The 18,403-nt window shown below is 44.0% G+C and carries 15 protein-coding genes; 8 read left to right on the forward strand and 7 right to left on the reverse strand.

Annotated elements, in window-relative coordinates; genetic code table 11:
- Nucleotides 1-88: 88 nt before the first annotated feature.
- Complete coding sequence (locus M9196_RS21940) at nt 89-2,164, reverse strand: metallophosphoesterase family protein (protein ID WP_250619632.1); 2,076 nt, start codon at nt 2,162-2,164, stop codon at nt 89-91.
- Nucleotides 2,161-2,589: a VC1380 family protein gene (locus M9196_RS21945; RefSeq protein ID WP_250619633.1), complete on the reverse strand. Its 429-nt coding sequence runs from the start codon at nt 2,587-2,589 to the stop codon at nt 2,161-2,163. The genes M9196_RS21940 and M9196_RS21945 overlap by 4 nt, the downstream gene beginning before the upstream one ends.
- Nucleotides 2,590-2,850: 261 nt before the next feature.
- Here M9196_RS21945 and M9196_RS21950 point away from each other — a divergent pair, with 261 nt between their 5' ends.
- The 3 genes from M9196_RS21950 to M9196_RS21960 all read left to right on the forward strand — a co-directional run bounded on the left by M9196_RS21950 (nt 2,851) and on the right by M9196_RS21960 (nt 8,948).
- Nucleotides 2,851-4,173, forward strand: a complete 1,323-nt coding sequence (locus tag M9196_RS21950; RefSeq protein WP_250619634.1) for a MipA/OmpV family protein — start codon at nt 2,851-2,853, stop codon at nt 4,171-4,173.
- 160 nt (nt 4,174-4,333) lie between these two features.
- Nucleotides 4,334-8,260: an ATP-dependent RNA helicase HrpA gene (gene hrpA, locus M9196_RS21955; protein ID WP_284677257.1), complete on the forward strand. Its 3,927-nt coding sequence runs from the start codon at nt 4,334-4,336 to the stop codon at nt 8,258-8,260.
- A gap of 169 nt (nt 8,261-8,429) precedes the next feature.
- The gene (locus M9196_RS21960) at nt 8,430-8,948 is read left to right on the forward strand and encodes an outer membrane beta-barrel protein (protein ID WP_250619635.1); all 519 of its coding nucleotides are present in this window, start codon (nt 8,430-8,432) and stop codon (nt 8,946-8,948) included.
- 82 nt (nt 8,949-9,030) lie between these two features.
- On the opposite strand, the gene M9196_RS21965 is transcribed toward M9196_RS21960, so the two are convergent.
- The 4 genes from M9196_RS21965 to M9196_RS21980 form a co-directional block, all read right to left on the reverse strand.
- Entirely contained in the window at nt 9,031-9,504 is a 474-nt protein-coding gene (locus M9196_RS21965; protein ID WP_250619636.1) for a hypothetical protein, read from the reverse strand.
- A 215-nt stretch (nt 9,505-9,719) separates the two neighbouring features.
- A complete protein-coding gene (locus tag M9196_RS21970; protein ID WP_250619637.1) occupies nt 9,720-10,256 on the reverse strand; it encodes a porin family protein in 537 nt (178 codons plus the stop codon).
- 118 nt (nt 10,257-10,374) lie between these two features.
- A complete protein-coding gene (locus tag M9196_RS21975) occupies nt 10,375-10,806 on the reverse strand; it encodes a glycine zipper domain-containing protein (RefSeq protein WP_250619638.1) in 432 nt (143 codons plus the stop codon).
- A gap of 106 nt (nt 10,807-10,912) precedes the next feature.
- On the reverse strand, nt 10,913-11,821 hold the full coding sequence (locus M9196_RS21980) for a LysR family transcriptional regulator (protein WP_250619639.1): 909 nt from the start codon (nt 11,819-11,821) through the stop codon (nt 10,913-10,915).
- Between the two features lie 188 nt (nt 11,822-12,009).
- Between M9196_RS21980 and M9196_RS21985 the strand changes: the two genes are divergently transcribed.
- The 4 genes from M9196_RS21985 (at nt 12,010) to M9196_RS22000 (ending at nt 16,262) form a co-directional block, all read left to right on the forward strand.
- The gene (locus M9196_RS21985) at nt 12,010-13,179 is read left to right on the forward strand and encodes an MFS transporter (RefSeq protein WP_250619640.1); all 1,170 of its coding nucleotides are present in this window, start codon (nt 12,010-12,012) and stop codon (nt 13,177-13,179) included.
- A 120-nt stretch (nt 13,180-13,299) separates the two neighbouring features.
- Nucleotides 13,300-14,112 carry a hypothetical protein gene (locus M9196_RS21990; protein WP_250619641.1) on the forward strand — a complete coding sequence of 271 codons (813 nt, stop codon included), beginning with the start codon at nt 13,300-13,302 and terminating at the stop codon, nt 14,110-14,112.
- 110 nt (nt 14,113-14,222) lie between these two features.
- Nucleotides 14,223-14,720 carry a GNAT family N-acetyltransferase gene (locus tag M9196_RS21995; RefSeq protein ID WP_250619642.1) on the forward strand — a complete coding sequence of 166 codons (498 nt, stop codon included), beginning with the start codon at nt 14,223-14,225 and terminating at the stop codon, nt 14,718-14,720.
- Nucleotides 14,721-15,113: 393 nt separating this feature from the next.
- Nucleotides 15,114-16,262, forward strand: a complete 1,149-nt coding sequence (locus M9196_RS22000) for an S-(hydroxymethyl)glutathione dehydrogenase/class III alcohol dehydrogenase (protein WP_250619643.1) — start codon at nt 15,114-15,116, stop codon at nt 16,260-16,262.
- 480 nt (nt 16,263-16,742) lie between these two features.
- On the opposite strand, the gene M9196_RS22005 is transcribed toward M9196_RS22000, so the two are convergent.
- On the reverse strand, nt 16,743-17,348 hold the full coding sequence (locus M9196_RS22005; protein ID WP_250619644.1) for a short chain dehydrogenase: 606 nt from the start codon (nt 17,346-17,348) through the stop codon (nt 16,743-16,745).
- Nucleotides 17,349-17,480: 132 nt separating this feature from the next.
- Here M9196_RS22005 and M9196_RS22010 point away from each other — a divergent pair, with 132 nt between their 5' ends.
- Nucleotides 17,481-18,374: a LysR family transcriptional regulator gene (locus M9196_RS22010; protein ID WP_250619645.1), complete on the forward strand. Its 894-nt coding sequence runs from the start codon at nt 17,481-17,483 to the stop codon at nt 18,372-18,374.
- Nucleotides 18,375-18,403 lie beyond the last annotated feature (29 nt).

Consider the following 18,403-nt stretch of genomic DNA (forward strand, 5'->3'; position numbering starts at 1 on the left):
TTTTGATGCCTAATCATTAATAATCTATTTACTAATAAATAGTGGCGCTTACAAAAGAACTCAAGTGTAAAGCGCCAGAGAATGCATGTTATTTCGTTTTAGAGACGATTTCGGTGCTAGCAGCAGTTTCAGGAAAATGAGTTTCACTTCCGTCACCATGCACAACAGATATTTCTTTTGGTTGGCCGTCTTTATCCAGTTTTAAGCGCCCAATACCGCTACGATTGACAAGATGGTGACAAGCCGAAGGGCTAGGGTGTCGTTTAAACACTTTTAGTTTTTTTCGCTTAGTGAACCAGTTAAGTGGTGAACGAGGCGTGTAGAGCCAAGCATCAAGTGTGGCGAAGAGACTGAGTAGTGGTTCTGGAAACTCGTTTTTGATTCCGCTACACGTGATCTGATAGATATGAGAGTCCGTTTCTCTGTAGCGAAGAGCGATGTCATACACAAAAGAATAGTGAACATCGCCAGATAAAATGACGAAGTTTTTTGGCGTTTTAGAATGTGTGAAAATGGATAGCAAGGTATTGGCGCTACCGGGGTGGGCCATCCAGTTCTCCGCATCGATAACTAATGGTTGTCCCGCCATGGTAGCGAGTCGTTGCATGGTTTCAATAAACTTAACACCAAACATAGGCGCGGCAGACACGACGATCACCGAATCTTGGTTGAGTAATTCATGTTGGAACTCGACGAGTGCTTCCCAATCCATAAGACCTGAGGGTTTATTCATGTTGGATTCGGAACGCCAGCGTCGGGTTCGGGTATCAAGCACCACCACTTTGGGATGACTATCGGTAGTAAAATGCCAACGCTCATATCTAAGGAGTTGATAGTGCACGTTATCAAGAACGTTACTGTCAAGAACGTGGCTATCAAGAGCTCTATGGTCTAGGGCTAAAACGTCTGAGGCTTGTGTGTTAAAGGAGGCACTGGCAACGTCTACATCTACATCTACATCTACATCTACATCTGCATCTACAGCGGTAGTAGTAGAATTAGCGCATTGTGCTGGACTAGGGTTGAACAACGCGGACAGCGTATCGTGCCAGTCTGCATGATATACGTTTGGATCGTTTCCCCAGGCTTGGCAAAGTAAGTACGCCAGCATGCCATTGCCGATAATTTGTTTAGAAAACGGGTGCTCATATGCCGCCTTTTCCCATCCGACCGTGAGGTTCCAATCGTCGGTAATGTCATGGTCATCAAAAATCATGTAAGTCGGTATATGTGCCAATACACGTCTAACTTGTGGCAAACCGTCAACAAACTTCAAAAGATGATCTTTCTCGCGTTGCCATTGTTGCTGAAAGCGTCGTGACAATACTTGTCCATTAACGTCGAAATTGGCTTCTTCCAACCGATTGAGATTAATGTGTTTCCAAAGCTCAGGTGACCAAACTAACAAGTACATGGCAATGAATTCAGAGAAGGTTATAAGGTGGTTATAACAGTCTTTGGAACTGAAAATAGGCTGAGAATGAGACTTGGACCAAAACGATGTCGATTGGGTGCGGGGAAGCAAAGCCTCTCGACCATAAAGCTGTTTGGGATGTTGGTAAAGCTGTTGGCTATTGGAAATTCCATCTGCGCCAGCGAACGATTCTTCCGGTAAATCCAGTAAAGTGATGACTTGGTGAATCGCATCGAGCATAGGACCTGCGACATGGTCTGCGTAGATTTGGTCGCCGTTGAGCAACAACATATCGGGTTGATCGCCCGTCTGGTGTTTGAGTTGCTCATCGATGGTAAGAAGGCTGTCGGTACTAGAGTGGTGGGGATTGCGGCAAGACCCATGAAGAACGTGGTCGGCTTTAGTTGAAACCATTAGCTTGACGTTAGCTTGTGAGGCGTAAAGCGAATCCTGACCAATTACACTGTTACCGATATCGTCTAGGTAAACATCGTAGCTAAGACTGGTGTTAGGGTCGAGTTCGATAGGTATATGACACTGGACTATCCATAGTTTCGAACTGATTTGATAGCACTGTTCGTAGGAAACAGGGAAGTAAGCAGGATTTTTTTGAGTTAGGCAAACCACTAATCGTTTTGGGTCAACGGATGATGCCATCCATAATGAAAACTCATGTGGGTTAACTCGCCTTAAAATAGGCCCCGCTATTAATGGGGAGATAAGTGGCGCCTGAGTCGTGTTTATTATCATACACTGACCTCATTTGATGATAGCTCAGCTGATGATCGCTGCAATGCTCTCGACTCTTCAACTGGAGTACTTTGGCTCCCTACATCCATGGACTCTAATAACTCCACGAAATCACTGCTCGAAAGCTCATGCCCCACTAGGAAAAAGCCCAACAGCGCATCAGCGGTCGCAGAGGGGCAGTCATTTTGGCACAAAATGTCTGTGATTCTTGAGCGCAGCAAGTCAATTTCGTGATCAACAAACCCGCGACCTTCGATTCCCTCTTCACCTTCATCTGGTGCATTATCAAATTCAAGGAAGAGTAGTTCGTTGTCGAGTTCAGTGTGAACCAGTCGCTCTGGTAGCCACTTTTCACCAGTAACAATATGGTATTCTTTATTGATAGGTAAAGAATCGAGAATTTTTTTTAAATTTGATACTTTCACGATTGGTCTAAATAGTGGAAACTATGCCTCCGATAATCTGTGGTTATTTATCCGCATTCAGCGACTCACAGTTTCGTGACATATAAATTCAATAAAACTAATAATATAACAACTCTTCTACTATACGGTAGCGGTTGTTACTATATTTGACATTTGGTTTGCCGGTTTTGGCGAGCGCGTTCAATTTGTTCCAGCGTAACCTACGTTATAGCACTAACTATTTAGCAAAAATTGATAATCCGGTTGGAGACACTGTAAGACATGATAAAGAAAAATCTCGCGTTGGGAATTGCTACGATTCTAGGTAGCACCTCGGTGGCAAACGCAGCGCAAGAGGCTGAGTGGGGTATCGCAGCGGTTTGGCGTACCGCGAATATACCGTTTGAAACACAAAGCCAAGATTCGACAGTGAGTACGTTCATTCCGATGATGTACTTCAAGAATGATTATGTATTTCTCGATGGTATGACAGCGGGCGCGCATCTTTATAAAGCGGATGATAAACAATTCGAAGTGAATGCGATCACGCGATTGCGTTTTATTGATATCCCCGCAGATGAGCAAAATGCATCTCGTGGCGATACTCTCGATTATGGTTTGCAACTGCGTTACAACCTCGATGACACATGGCATCTTGATACCGAACTCATGACCGATTATGACTATAACAAGCATGCGAATCTAAGATTGCAAGGCACGCTTGATTACGGTGATCTTGAACTTAAGCCAAATGTGACACTTCGTTATAAGGACTCTGGCTTTAATACTGAGTACTACGGTTCATACAATGGACAAAGCCAAGATATCAACGGCGCTTTCGATTATGCAATGGGTGTGGATGCTAAGTATCACTTGGTTTCAAACCTTTATATGCTCGGTGCAACGAATATTCGTATGCTTGATAACTCAGCCTATCATTCCGATGTTATTAAAGATCGCTTTGAAGGTGAGGTGTATGTAGGATTCGGTTTCTTTAACGAGAAGAAAAAATCGACGTCTAAAGCTAAACAGCATAGCCGTGATATCAGTACTAAACCGTACGTACGTGTGGCACATGGTTATGCGTCGCCATCGGACATGGGAGACATTCTGACATTCAACGGGAAACGTGATCCGTATAACAACCAATTGACGTCGGTTTTTTACGGTCACCCGCTGACAGATGAGTTGTTTGGTTTGCCGCTTGATATCTATTTTAGCCCGGGCTATGCCCATCATTGGAGCTCGGAAGTACAAGAAACCGGTAACGAATTTGTTGCATTAATTAAGGCGTATTATACATTCAATTGGCCTGTGAAAATGCGACTTGGTGTGGGTAATGGTGTGTCATATATCGACAATGTTTCCTATATTGAACAGCAAGAAATGGATAAGAAAGAAAAGACGGCAAGCCACGTAATGAACTACATTGACATCTCTTATGACGTCAATATCGGTTCTATCTTTAGAAAGCCTGAGTGGGAAAGCCTGTGGTTAGGTTACTCACTGCATCACCGCAGTGCGATCTTTGAAGCGTCATCGCAGTTCGGTCGCATCAAAGGCGGCAGTAACTATAGTACGGTATATCTCCAGTACGATTTCTAACCTTTTGCTGTTGAAGCCGCGAGTTTGTGTTAAAACATGCGGTGTCTAAGCTTATAAGCCTCGCGAAAGCGGGGCTTTTTATTATGTCTGAGTTAACGCAAACAACGAGCTATGCTACAATCCGGCCAGTTTGTAAATCGATATTGAACTAGGAAATGTTTTGACTTCCTCTCTCTCTGAAAACAATAAAAACAACCCTGCAGCCAAAGCAAATAACGCGCATTCATTAAAAAAAGCGTTAAATGAGTGCATGATTCGCGATCGTTTTCGTCTTCATAAGCGCATTTCAGGCGCAAGTCGCATTAAAAACGAACAATCAAAAGCTGCGGTGTTTGACGAAATAGCGATGGATATCGCGAAGTCCATGATGCAAGCGCAACAGCGAAGCGCACATACTGCGACTATTAATTACCCTGAGTTGCTGCCAGTTAGCCAAAAGAAAGAGGATATCGCCAAAGCGATCCTAGAGAATCAAGTGGTGATTGTCGCCGGTGAAACGGGCTCAGGTAAAACAACGCAGTTACCAAAAATTTGTTCTGAACTTGGCCGAGGCAAGTTTGGGCTTATTGGCCATACTCAACCGCGTAGACTGGCTGCCCGTTCGGTCGCTAACCGTATTGCAGAAGAAATGGAATCGCCACTTGGCGAATTTGTCGGCTATAAAGTCCGATTTAACGACCAGATTTCGGATGGTACGCAAATTAAGTTGATGACGGACGGTATCTTGCTAGCCGAGATCCAGCATGACCGTTATTTAAATCAATATGACACCATCATCATTGATGAGGCGCACGAACGTAGCCTTAATATCGACTTTATCTTGGGTTACTTGCGAGAGTTACTACCAAAGCGCCCTGATTTAAAAATCATCATTACCTCAGCCACGATCGACCCAGAGCGTTTTTCAAAACACTTTAACGATGCGCCTATTATTGAAGTGTCGGGCAGAACCTATCCGGTGGATACTCGATACCGTCCATTACGTGGAGAGGATGATGCTGATCGCGACCAACTCGAAGGTATCTTTGAAGCCGTTGATGAGTTGTGCGATGAAGGGCTCGGTGACATTCTCATCTTTATGAATGGTGAACGTGAAATCCGTGACACAGCGGATGCGTTGAACAAAAGAAATCTGCGCGATACTGAAATTGTGCCGTTGTACGCTCGATTGTCTTCCGGCGAGCAAAATAAAATCTTCCAGTCTCATACTGGTCGCCGCATAGTACTTGCGACCAATGTCGCCGAAACGTCGCTTACCGTTCCAGGTATTCGTTATGTTATCGATCCGGGAACCGCGAGAATTAGCCGTTACAGTTACCGTACTAAAGTACAGCGACTGCCAATTGAAGACATTTCTCAAGCGAGTGCCAATCAGCGTAAAGGTCGTTGTGGGCGTGTGGCTGAAGGTATTTGTATTCGCCTTTATTCAGAAGAAGATTTCGAATCTCGCGCTGAGTTTACGGATCCTGAGATATTACGAACAAACCTCGCATCAGTCATTTTACAAATGACCGCATTAGGGCTTGGCGACATCGATGCGTTCCCATTTGTTGAAGTGCCAGATAAACGTAATGTTCAAGACGGTATCCGACTACTTGAAGAGTTAGGGGCAATTAACGATAAAGCGAAGGACCCTCGTAAGCGACTAACGTCGATAGGTCGTAAGCTTGCTAAGCTCCCGATTGATCCTCGCTTAGGTCGTATGGTGCTTGAAGCACCAAGATTGGGTTGTTTGAAAGAAATTATGGTGATTGCATCGGCCTTGTCGATTCAAGATCCCCGCGAAAGACCAAGTGATAAACAGCAATCTTCAGATGATAAGCATCGTCGATTCTTTGATAAAGAGTCCGACTTTATGGCGTTTGTTAATTTGTGGGATTACATTCAAACCAAGCAAAAAGAGTTATCGGGTAATCAATTTAGACGTCACTGTAAAACCGACTTCCTCAATTATCTGCGTGTTCGCGAATGGCAAGATGTCTATTTCCAAATCCATCAAGCGATGCGCGAAATGGACGCTAAGCTGAACCAAGAGCCTGCAAATGAGCAGTCCGTTCACACCGCTTTGCTTGTGGGATTACTGTCTCACATTGGTGTTAAGGACCAAGAGAAAAACGAGTATCAAGGTGCTCGTAATGCGCGTTTCCATATTTTCCCAGGCTCTGGTTTATTTAAGAAGCAGCCAAAGTGGATTATGTCGGCTGAACTGGTTGAAACATCGAAGCTGTGGGGGCGTATTATCGCCAAAATTCAACCCGAATGGATTGAACCATTAGCAAAACATTTGGTGAAAACCAGCTACAGCGAGCCCCATTGGTCGAAGAAACAAGCTGCGGTCATGGCGCACGAAAAAGTGATGTTATATGGCATTCCTATCGTGCCAAAACGGTTGGTTAACTACAGTCAGATTGATCCAGTAGTCAGTCGCGAGATCTTTATTCGCAGTGCTTTGGTTGAAGGAGAGTGGGAGACAAGACACGCTTTCTTTAAACAAAACCGTAAACTGCTGCAAGAAGTAGAAGAGTTGGAGCACAAATCTCGTCGCCGCGACATTTTGGTTGATGATGATGAACTGTTTGATTTTTACGACCAACGTGTTGATACCGATGTTGTCTCTGGTAAGCACTTTGACTCTTGGTGGAAAAAGGTCAGTAAGACCAATAAAGATCTACTGAACTTTGAAAAAGAGCAGCTGTTCAAAGGGGATGCAAGCCATGTTACGGAGTTGGATTACCCGAATTTTTGGCATCAGGGTGATTTTAAGCTCAAGCTCAGCTATCAGTTTGAACCGGGTGAAGACAACGATGGCGTGACCGTACACATTCCGCTACCGATATTAAACCAAATCGACAGTGAAGGGTTTGACTGGCAAATACCTGGGCTCCGACACGAACTGATTGTGAGCTTGATTAAGTCGTTACCCAAAACGGTTAGAAAAAACTTTGTTCCAGCGCCTAACTACGCCGATGCTTTTTTAGCGCGTACGAAGGTGATGGAAGCGCCGCTATTGGATTCGCTAGAAAAAGAACTGCGACGCATGACGGGCATTGAGATTCTTCGTGAGCAGTGGAATCTGACCCAAATAACGGATCACCTAAAAATCACCTTTAGAGCCGTTGATCACCGCAATCGCAAACTTAAAGAAAATCGTGATCTGTTTGAGTTAAAAGAAAGCCTGAAAGACCAGGTGCAAGCAACACTGTCGAAAGTAGCTGATGACGATATTGAACAGCAAGGTCTTCATACTTGGAGCTTTGGTGAGTTACCTAAAGTCTATTCGCAAAAACGTGGTGGCTTTGACGTAAAAGCTTACCCTGCGCTGGTGGATAAAAAAGACAGTGTCGAGATAAAGCTGTTTGAAACCGAAGTCGAGCAAGAGCTTGTGATGAAAGAAGGGCAGCGTCGATTGGTGCTACTTAATGTCCCTTCACCCATTAAATACTTACATACTAACTTGCCCAATAAATCAAAGCTTGGCTTGTATTTCAACCCATATGGCAAAGTCTTAGACTTGATTGATGACTGCATATCCTGTGGTATTGATAAATTGATTGAAGAGCAGGGTGGCTTGGTTTGGGATTCAGACAAATTTGATGTGTTGAAAGAACACGTTCGCGCTGAGTTAGATGAAACGGTGGTCGATATCGCTCAGCAAGTAGAGACGATTCTAACCACAGCGTTTAACTTGAACAAAAAGTTAAAAGGGCGTGTGGATTTGTCGATGGCATTCGCGTTATCTGACATCAAAGCTCAAATTGAAGGGCTGATATTTAAAGGATTTGCAACCGAGTGTGGTTGGAAACGACTGCCGGATATTTTGCGATACTTACGTGCGATTGAACGTCGAATGGAGAAGCTGCCCATTGATCCGAATCGAGACAGAATGCACATGCTTAAAGTGGAATCGGTAACTCAAGATTACAAAGAGTTACTGAATAAAATTCCCAAGGGCATGAAAATCCCTGAAGATGTGAAAGAAGTGCGATGGATGCTTGAAGAGCTTAGAGTCAGTTACTTTGCGCAACAACTTGGTACACCTTACCCAGTTTCAGACAAACGGGTTCGTAATGCTATTGATGCATGCTAGGCATAAGATAGTCACTAGGTACGTGAATTACACTTGATTACAAAGGAATTCCGGAAGTTTTACTAAAATTTGAAACCAAGGGATTCCACTTAAGATATGGTATGTGATATAAAGCTCCGCGGTGGCTTTGATTGGATTCACCGCTATTTCATAGACAAGAAGGTTTATAATGAAAAAGACACTTTTGGCGCTTGCGCTTGTTGGTGCATCAACGTCTGCATTTGCTGACGCGTGGTTATATGGTGGTGTGTCTGCCGGTCGTGCTGACTACAATGACAACAGTGATACTCCGATGGGCTTCCATGTCGGTACAGGTATTCTACCAATTATTGGTGTTGAAGCGGGTTACTGGAAGCACGGTAACTTTGATATCAATGCAAACCAAGGTAATGGTTATGCAGAGCTAGGTTCTTGGTATGCGGCGCTTAAGCCAAGTATTGATATTGGTCCGGTTCAGCTGTACGCGAAAGGCGGTCTACATTATTACAATGCTGATTACAAAAGCGGTTTAAGCAGCCAAAGCAGCGACAACGGTACTGACTTTATGTACGGTGTTGGTGCTGAGTACTTTGTAACTGATATGCTATCTGTGGGCGCAAGCTGGCAGCGTTTCAACGGTGTAAAAACGGTTGCAAACAGCAAAGATTTAGATAGTTTCACTATCAACGCAACGCTGCACATCTTCTAAGATGGTGTAACGTACGTATGAATTAAAAAAGCGACCAATGGTCGCTTTTTTAATGTCTGTGATGGATTTTTCTCGACGTTATCTACGATTCATCGTCGAATGTTGTAACCTCACCAGGTTTGTCATTTTCTAGGGTTTTCTCTCCAACAATGACCACCTCACCTGTTTCTTCATCAAGATATGCGCCAATAGGTTGTGGAGCTTCGTATAGATACTCATAACAAACGCGCGCTTCTACTACTCCAGAGTTTTTATTTCCTTCGGTCGCAATCGCGCCATCTCGGTTCTGTTCAAGCCATTCATTAGCGACCGCTCGCAGTGGCTCTTCGGCGGTATAGGAAAAGAGACCTTCGTTGTTATAGCACACCAGAATTTGATGTTTTTCTTTGTTACGGTTTGGTGCCACTAAATATTGGCTACCGTCTGATGAATTAAAATAGACATCGTTGGAAGTGACGTCGTAGTTGATCATTTGAGAAACTTCTTTCGCCATATTGTACACAGAGCAGCCAGATAAAGAGGCGGTAAAGAGGGTAGCTAGCAGTATTTTATTCATTCATATCTTCTCTATAGGAGACCGTCCTAGTCTTGGTAAGTCCTTGTTATAAAGTGATAATAGGAATGGTATATCAGCTTGTATTTCTAGAGGTGTTTAAAGGGATTAGTAATGAATTTAAATAGCTGCGGGGGGAAGAGAGGGGGGGGGGAATGAATAAGTGGCAGTTAAGGCTCAAATGGTATGAGCCTTAACAACAAAAAGAATGAGATTGGTTAGAACTTGTAGCCCACAGTTAGTGAAAGTTGGTCAGTGTTCAAATTATTTACGTTATAGAAGTCATAGCGCAAATCGGTATACAAACCCATATCGATGTTCGCTCGTACGCCAAACCCACCCATCAATGATGTTTCTTTATTTGAAAATGTTTTACCATTGCTACGAGTTTGTGTTTCATTGGCACGAATGAGACCGACTGCACCATAGGGTTTGATTGCCCAGCCGTCTAGCGTAAACATGTAACCTAGGTCGGTATCTATTTTGTAATTACTTCCATCAATCTCAAGATTACCTGTTTTGCCATTATTGTTTTGGTACGAGGCGTTAATGCCCACAATACGGTTAATGTCATAGCCATATTCGAGTTTGATACCGTCACCCCAATCAAGGCCGCTGTTATCAATAACGAGGTCTGTGTTTGAATAACCAAGCCCGACACGATGACCAGATACGTCAGTGTTGTTAGAAGCAAAAGCCGGTGCAGCGGCAGAAAAAGCGAAGATCGTTGGAAGAATAAATTTGCTAAATGTCATAGTCTTAGAACCTTAGTCGTTGTAGCGTCCGTTCTAATATGTCCATGATAATGATTAGTTGTGTCTTCAAATGACGACATTGTCACTTGATACGAATAATGTGAATAGTGGAGCGTGATTAGCTCTCAGAGTCGTTTTTATTTTGTGACGTTGTATTTTTAGAATCGTTTTCTGCGAGTTGCGCTTCTAGCTCTTTGATGCGAATCTCGGCTTCAAGTTCTGCGACGCGTTTTTCTGCGTCACTGCGATGGTCTTGTGATACGCCATCTGCCAGTACTTGTGTATCGTTTGATGAGCGAGAGTCATCAAGATCTTTCATTGAACCGGCAACACCACCAGTAACACCACCTGCTACTGCCCCTTTTGCTGCAAGACTTGCGTCACCGGTTAAGGCTCCCATCGTTGCGCCGAGTAAGACGCCACCTGCTGCGCCGCGATTACGTGCTGCATTTTCATTGTCTGAATCAAAGGCGGGTGAAGAGCATCCTGCAAGCACCATCAATGTCGCTGCCACCATAGCGGCTTTCGCATGCTTAATTGTAAATGTCATTCTCGATCTCACTCTGGGTTGTTGGGACGAGGTGAATGTTACGAGATGATTCAGTCTGTGAGAATTGATTAGTTGTTATTGGTCTGATAACCAAATGGAATCACCTTCAATCGAACTCGTTCAATAAAAAGTCGATAAACAACCGAATTCGTTTCGGTTGGTATTGTCTGCTGACATAGATAACATTTAAATCACCGCTCGATATAGAGCTCGATGCGGTGAAATTGACTCGATAGTCTTCCAATACGATATGCAGTTTTCTAAAGTCAATATCGTGTTGAACATCGAGCAGAGATTTAAGTGCGATTCCATAGCCATCGATCGCCCAGCGGCGAATCACTTCGCCGTCGTCAGAAAAGCGAGAGGGTTGAACGGCGACGGAATGATGGGCATCATTCTGGCGAAAATGCCATTGAGTGAGTTCCTCATGGCTTCTCAGCATGGCAAGACAGTGGTGATTTACGAGGTCATGAGGAGTGGTTGGTATTCCATGTGTCTGTAAATACTCTGGTGAAGCACAAAGTACCCGATGGCTCAGAGCAAGGCGTCTAGAAATAAGGTTGCTATCAGCCAGTTCACCATAACGAATAACAATATCCATGCCTGATTCTGTGATATTTGTGAGCCTATCATTTAAGTATAAATGTGGGATGACATCTGGGTATCGTTGGCAAAATGATGTGAGTATAGGCAAGATGGCTTGGCGCCCGATATCGCTTGGCGCTACTATTTTTAACGTGCCTTTCACCTCGTCTACACCACTTTGAAGTAAGCTTTCCGCTTCGTTGACATTATCAATAATATCTAAGCTTGCCTGATAATATAACGCACCAGAATCGGTCAGTGACAAATGGCGTGTACTGCGATTTAGAAGCTTTACGCCATATCGTTGCTCTAAGGTTTTCAACCGGGAAGTCACGGTTGCGGGAGACAAGCCTAACTCTCGTCCTGCCGCGGCTAACCCCTGATGTTTGACGATGCTGACGAACATTACCATATCTGAGAACTTATCCATTTACCGTCCACCTTTTATGCGCTTTGTAGATAGGCTAAACATCTTATCATTATTTGGTTTTTCTAAATATTGAATTCCTTTTTTTATCAATTATCAAAATTCAACAAACCAATATACTAGAGGAATTCAATGATTACCTAATGGAGGCCGTGATATGACGCGCCTCGTTAAGATGAAGAGAGTTCAGTATGAAAAGTAATAAGATGCCCATACAGGTGTGGATATTAACCCTAGCAGCATTTGCGATTGGTACAGCAGAGTTTGTAATAGCCGGCATTTTGCCGCAAATCGCACAGTCATTGTCGATTACAGAAGGGCAGGCTGGTTATTTGATTAGTGCCTATGCGTTGGCGATTGTATTTGGTGGCCCAATCCTGACGATTTATTTGGCGCGGTTTAATAAGAAGGCGGTGCTCGCAAGCTTAATGGTGTTATTTATAGTGGGCAACTTGATGTCTGCATTTGCCGCGAATTACCAAGTTCTTATGTGGAGTCGAGTGATCACTGGCTTAGTGCAAGGTCCTTTTTATGGTATCGGTGCGGTTGTGGCGACAAGTTTAGTGTCGGAAAAACTTGCTGGCCGAGCGGTGGGTCAGATGTTTGCAGGGTTAACGCTGGCCAATGTTCTTGGTGTCCCTGGAGGAACATGGATTGGGCTTGAGTTCGGTTGGCATGTGACGTTTTTATTCGTCGCGGGTTTTGGTTTGTTTGCGATGATCTTTATTTTATCTGGTATTCAATCGACAGGGCATACGGAAGCTAAAAGTAGCGCGATGCAACTCAAGGCGTTTAAGAACCCGATGTTATTAATGAGTCTTGCCATTACTGTGTTTGCGTGGTCTGGCTTTATGACGTTATATGGTTATATTGCGCCTATTGCTATGCATATTACGGGATTCAATGAAAACGCCGTGACCTGGATTTTGGTTGTTGTGGGAGTAGGGTTGATTATTGGTAATACACTTGGTGGGCGATCGTCTGATGTGAATTTGCAAAAGGCCTCGGTGTATTGGGCATTGGCAATGATAGTGTCGTTAGTTCTGGTAGGACTGGCCGTGAATAATCAATGGTTGTTTGTCGCAGCAGTATTTGTATTCGGTGTTGCTTCTTTTGCCAATGTGCCTGCCATGCAATTGCGTGTAATGAATCATGGTGGTGAAGGCCAGGAGCTCGCGGCAACCGCGAATATATCAGCGTTTAATTTGGCAAACGCTTTTGGTGGCCTGTTGGGCGGTATTGTTATTGATAGTCAGTTAGGGGCAAGTATGATTCCTTTTGCTGCAGTCGTCATCCCTGTGATTGGATTGATAGTTATAGTGGCGGCCAACCGTCGGGAGTTACGCCCGTTGATGGCGTAACAGATGTTGCGTGCAGTACCAAATGTGCATAACGCCGACAAGGTTTGACGCAACATTACACAGAAATTGAGCTCAGACTGGTAGAGTTTGCTCTGATTAAATCATAGACATGGAGTGACGATGAAATCACGAGCAAGCTTTGTTGTTAAATGTGCACTCGTTGTGTGTACGGGTATAGCCGTTGCAACGGCTTCTGAGTTTTCACCAGTAACGGCACCTGTTGATGGGTGCCCAGGACAGTTTTTTGTAAAGAAAGCACGGGTCTTTGACGCGGTTACACTATGTGCAACTAAAGGTGTAAACAAGAGCAAATTACAGCATGCGGCTAATGTAACGGCGCAGTGGTTAGATAATGACGAGGATGGCAACGTTGATGAACCGCGATTACTTGCCCATTTACGCCGTAATCATGCAACCTTAGCAATGTCCGAGGAAGGGTTTAGTGACGCCGCTATCGAACAGCTCACTCCGTACTTTGCTACGATGATGTTGCAAGACCTAGCTGATAATGAAACAAACCCTGTACATGATCGTGACGCGTCGCAAGAAGAGATTCATCATTTAATCGCCAATGCAGGTTGGCAACCCATGCTACCTTCTGTATTCAGTGATAACGGGAAAGTGAATAGTCAGCTACGGCAGCAATGGCAGCTCGCTGAGGACAAGGGTTACTATCACTATGATGATCCTACTTGCGATAGTGCATGTAAAACCATTGAGTTCTTGTATTTAGGCACCGCCGCATATTTAGCATCGACTGCTGATCTAACAAGTGATGAGATGCGACTAAAATCTCGTCAAGAGTTACAGCATTCTCTACCCGAATTGGTTAACATTTTTGAGTCGCCGCAATATCATTATCCGACAGTAAAGTGGCCAGATGGACGTTATCCCGTGTTATCGTCGATTCGTTATACTGGTCAAGGGTTTTAGTAGTAGCGTAAGGGTAATGACGTGAAAACGCGTAGGGAGTACTGCATTGAGGCGTGACTCTGATCAGGACCGTGATACTCTAATTCAAATGATGACCGAGGGAACGTAACTTGATCAGGGAAGCAACGCCAGAGGACTGCACAAATTTAGCGGTTCTCGCCATAAAAGTGTGGCTAGACACCTACGCTGCAAACGGTATTCGAAAAGAATACGCTGATTATGTGCTGAACACATTCACTGAAGGCTATTTTTTGAATCGACTAACTCTACCCAACTATAGAGTGTTAGTAAGTGTATGTGATGGTGTGTTGGAAGGTTTTATCATGGTCAACTTAGCGTCTCGTTTTGAATCTGAGGACTATGGCTATGAAATTGAAAAGCTATATATACACGCTCCATTTTCAGGGAAAGGTTTAGGGCGTGCGCTTTTGAATGACGTTGCGCAGCGTTATGGCGAGAGGTTTTGGTTATACACATGGGTGGAGAATACCTCCAATGGATTTTATCAACACCTTGGTTTTACTCAAGTTGGGCAAATATCATTCGATTTTTATGGAGTACTTGTTGAAAACCATGTGTACTTCGCCAATAAGCCAATAAGCCAATAAGCCAATAAGCCAATAAGCCTCGGGACAAATGATACCCTCGTCCGTTACTTTTCCATTCGTTGCTAATAAGCCTAACCGCCAATCACGTGCGTTCGTTTTCCTATTAAGTCCAAAAATACCCACTACACTGTAATGAGATTTTGTTTGTAGTAATCGATCCTGTGGTTGGATAGCTACGATGTACTGCGGACGTGTGTGGCTGTCATCCAACCCCAATTGTTACAAAATAGTAATAATTAATTTCATTTTGATGGGATTATCAAAAATCCGTAATTATTTATACTGAGCCCAACAAAACGAAACAGCGAGTGAGCATACTCTCGGTTCGCTTTATTGCGACGTCAATTTTACCTGCTCACTGTACTGCCCTAAAGTAAACAGAAGGAAAAACCAATGGCACTTGAAATTAAACCAGGTCAAACATCAATTAAATCTAAAGCTATGGTAGCTTGGGCTGCTGGCGAACCACTAAAAATGGAAGAAGTTGATGTGCAACTTCCTAAAGCGGGTGAAGTGCTTGTTCGCATCGTTGCAACGGGTGTATGCCACACTGACGCGTTCACGCTTTCTGGAGACGATCCAGAAGGTATCTTCCCCTCAATTTTGGGTCACGAGGGTGGCGGCATTGTTGAGATGATCGGTGAAGGTGTGACTAGTGTTGAAGTTGGTGATCATGTCATCCCTCTATACACAGCAGAGTGTGGCGTTTGTAAGTTCTGTACTTCTGGCAAAACAAACTTATGCCAAGCGGTTCGTGAAACACAAGGTCAAGGCCTAATGCCAGACGGCACAAGCCGCTTCTCTATTAATGGCGAGACAATTTTCCATTATATGGGGTGTTCAACGTTCTCTGAATACACCGTACTGCCGGAAATTTCACTAGCGAAAGTTGCTAAAGAAGCACCACTTGAAGAAGTGTGTTTACTTGGCTGCGGAGTTACAACAGGCATGGGCGCTGTGCTAAATACGGCTAAAGTACAACAAGGCGATACGGTTGCGGTATTTGGTCTTGGTGGTATCGGTCTTTCTGCCATTATCGGTGCACGCATGGCAGGCGCGAAAACGATCATTGGCATAGATATCAACGAAAGTAAGTTTGAGCTAGCGAAACAACTGGGCGCGACGGATTGTATCAACCCGACGAAATTTGATAAGCCAATTCAAGACGTGATAGTTGAGATGACAGATGGCGGCGTTGATTACTCTTTCGAGTGTATCGGTAATGTTAACGTGATGCGTCAAGCGCTAGAGTGTTGTCATAAAGGGTGGGGCGAATCCGTGATCATCGGTGTGGCTGGTGCGGGTCAAGAGATCGCTACTCGTCCATTCCAACTGGTGACGGGTCGAGTATGGCGTGGTTCTGCTTTCGGTGGTGTAAAAGGCCGCTCAGAGCTACCTGAAATCGTTAACCGCTACATGGCGGGTGAATTTGGACTGCAAGAATTCATTACTCACACTATGGGCCTACAAGACGTGAATGAAGCGTTCGAACTCATGCATAAAGGCGAGTCAATCCGTACTGTCCTTCATATGGATAGATAGCGTTTAGTCTTCGCATGTCATGTTTAAACTAAAAACAAAGCCTCGACGAATTAGTCGAGGCTTTTTTAATTTAAGAATAAGTAGGATTGTTTTAGGCGCCAAACAGCCGTTAACGACGAAAAATTCCGACTCGTGGTTCATTTAAAATTAAGCGGTGTTACTGGTAGCGCGAGCTTAGGTGGCGATGAAAGTTACGGTGTTCGTGGATCGGTACGGTCACTGACTTCTGCCCATTTTTTTAGATTAAACCTAAGAAGAAACATCGTCATTCCCTTGAACGAGGGAATCTCATTCAGCGCGTTACGAACTTAACCAAATTAACTTAATTTAAGTGTTTCCATTGTCTACGCGCTTTATGAGAACGGCCGATGTTGTTATTGGAGGAAAACGGAAACTAAACCGTTTATACCCCCCAAAGCGTACGTACATTATTTACCTAGGAAGTACGCAGTGAAAGGCATGCTTACTAGTAAGAGATCGTTAAGCGTCAACGAACAGTACTTTGCCATTGATGAAGCCGTCAACGGAACGTTCAAACGCCTTACCAACGAGTTTTCCTGGCACTGGTTCAAAGCCTGGCATCATTTCACCATATACGCCCCATGCTTCTTCCAATACTGTTGGGTTCACAACGTTGATGCGTGTACCACGTGGCATTTCGTTTGCAACACACTTAACAAAGGTATCGATTGCACCACTTGTAGTGGCATCCGCAATCGCATAAGGGATAGGTTTTACATTTAAGATGCCACTGATTAAAGTGAATGAACCGTTATCTGCGATGTACTCTTGGCCAATACGAACAAGGTTGATTTGCCCCATCATTTTGCTCATTACCGTGGTCATCCACTGTGATTCGCTCATTTCTGCGAACGTTGCATACTCACAAAAACCAACCGTGTTAACCACAGCATCAAAATGACCGACTTTTTCATATAATGCTCGAATCGAGTTTTCATCGGTGATATCAACAATATGGTCAACATTACCAGAACGGCCTGCGGTAATGACCTTATGGTTACCTAAACCAGTTAAAGCCGCTTGTCCCATTTTACCCAAAGCACCAATTAGAATGACTGTTTTCATGACTTTCTCCGTCTCTATGATTTGTTTCAACAGGGGCCATGTTAGCGACTACCAAAAACAAATAGAAACAACATTATTTTGTAAGTGATACAATAAAAATTGGTAACACTACGCTGAGCAAAGGTAACTTAGGTGAATAAGCTAGATAGGTTAGATATTAAACAACTCAGGGTCTTTCAGGCGTTGATTCGAGAGCAGAGTGCATCCAAGGCAGCAAGTCAACTCGGCTTAACCCAGCAAGCGGTGAGCGAGCAACTCAAAAAACTCCGTGATGTATTTGGAGACCGACTGTTCCTTAGAAAAACCAATGGCTTTGTACCTACGCCTTTAGCAGAAGAACTCTCTCTAGAAATCGATAAACTGCTTCGGGATTTTCAAACTCTCCTCTCTCCAAAAACGTTTGATCCAACAACGGTAAAAGGTACCTATGTCATAGCCGCTACAGATTATGCACAACAAGTCGTTCTGCCACCGTTAATTGCAATGTTGAGAGTTCAATCGCCAAACCTAAAAATCATTGTTAGAGACTTTGAGTTAGACAAGTTAAATGACTTAACGGAAAGTGGAAAAGTGAATTTAGCGATAGCATTTCCTGACTATATCCCCGAGTCTTATCCAATTATTAAGTTGTTTGAAGAACATCATGTGTGTATCACATCCCATCATTCAACGATTTCCAAAGTAAGTCCGTCACTCGAAGAAATCGCAGCCTATCCAGCGATTATCGCTTCGCCTTCAAGGCCCAACTTTAAGGGATCAATAGATGACTGGTTCAAGCAGTATGGTTTAGAGCGTAATGTTGTTGTCTCAGCACCTTGTTTCTCCGTGGTGCCTCTTTATCTTGAAACAACCGATTCTATTGCTTTTTTACCATCGAGAGCGATTGAGGGACTAAGCGTGACGAAAATTGATATGAGTGAGTCACCCGAGCCGTTTGATGTTATCGCCGCATGGCACCCAAGGTATAGCGACGATCCGCTACAAAAGTGGGTGGTTTCTCTATTGGAGGAACAGTATTTCGGATAGGTCGCTTCGATAGTGGTTACATCACACGT

Origin of the sequence: Vibrio methylphosphonaticus, assembly GCF_023634655.1 — a bacterium.
Lineage (GTDB): Bacteria > Pseudomonadota > Gammaproteobacteria > Enterobacterales > Vibrionaceae > Vibrio > Vibrio methylphosphonaticus.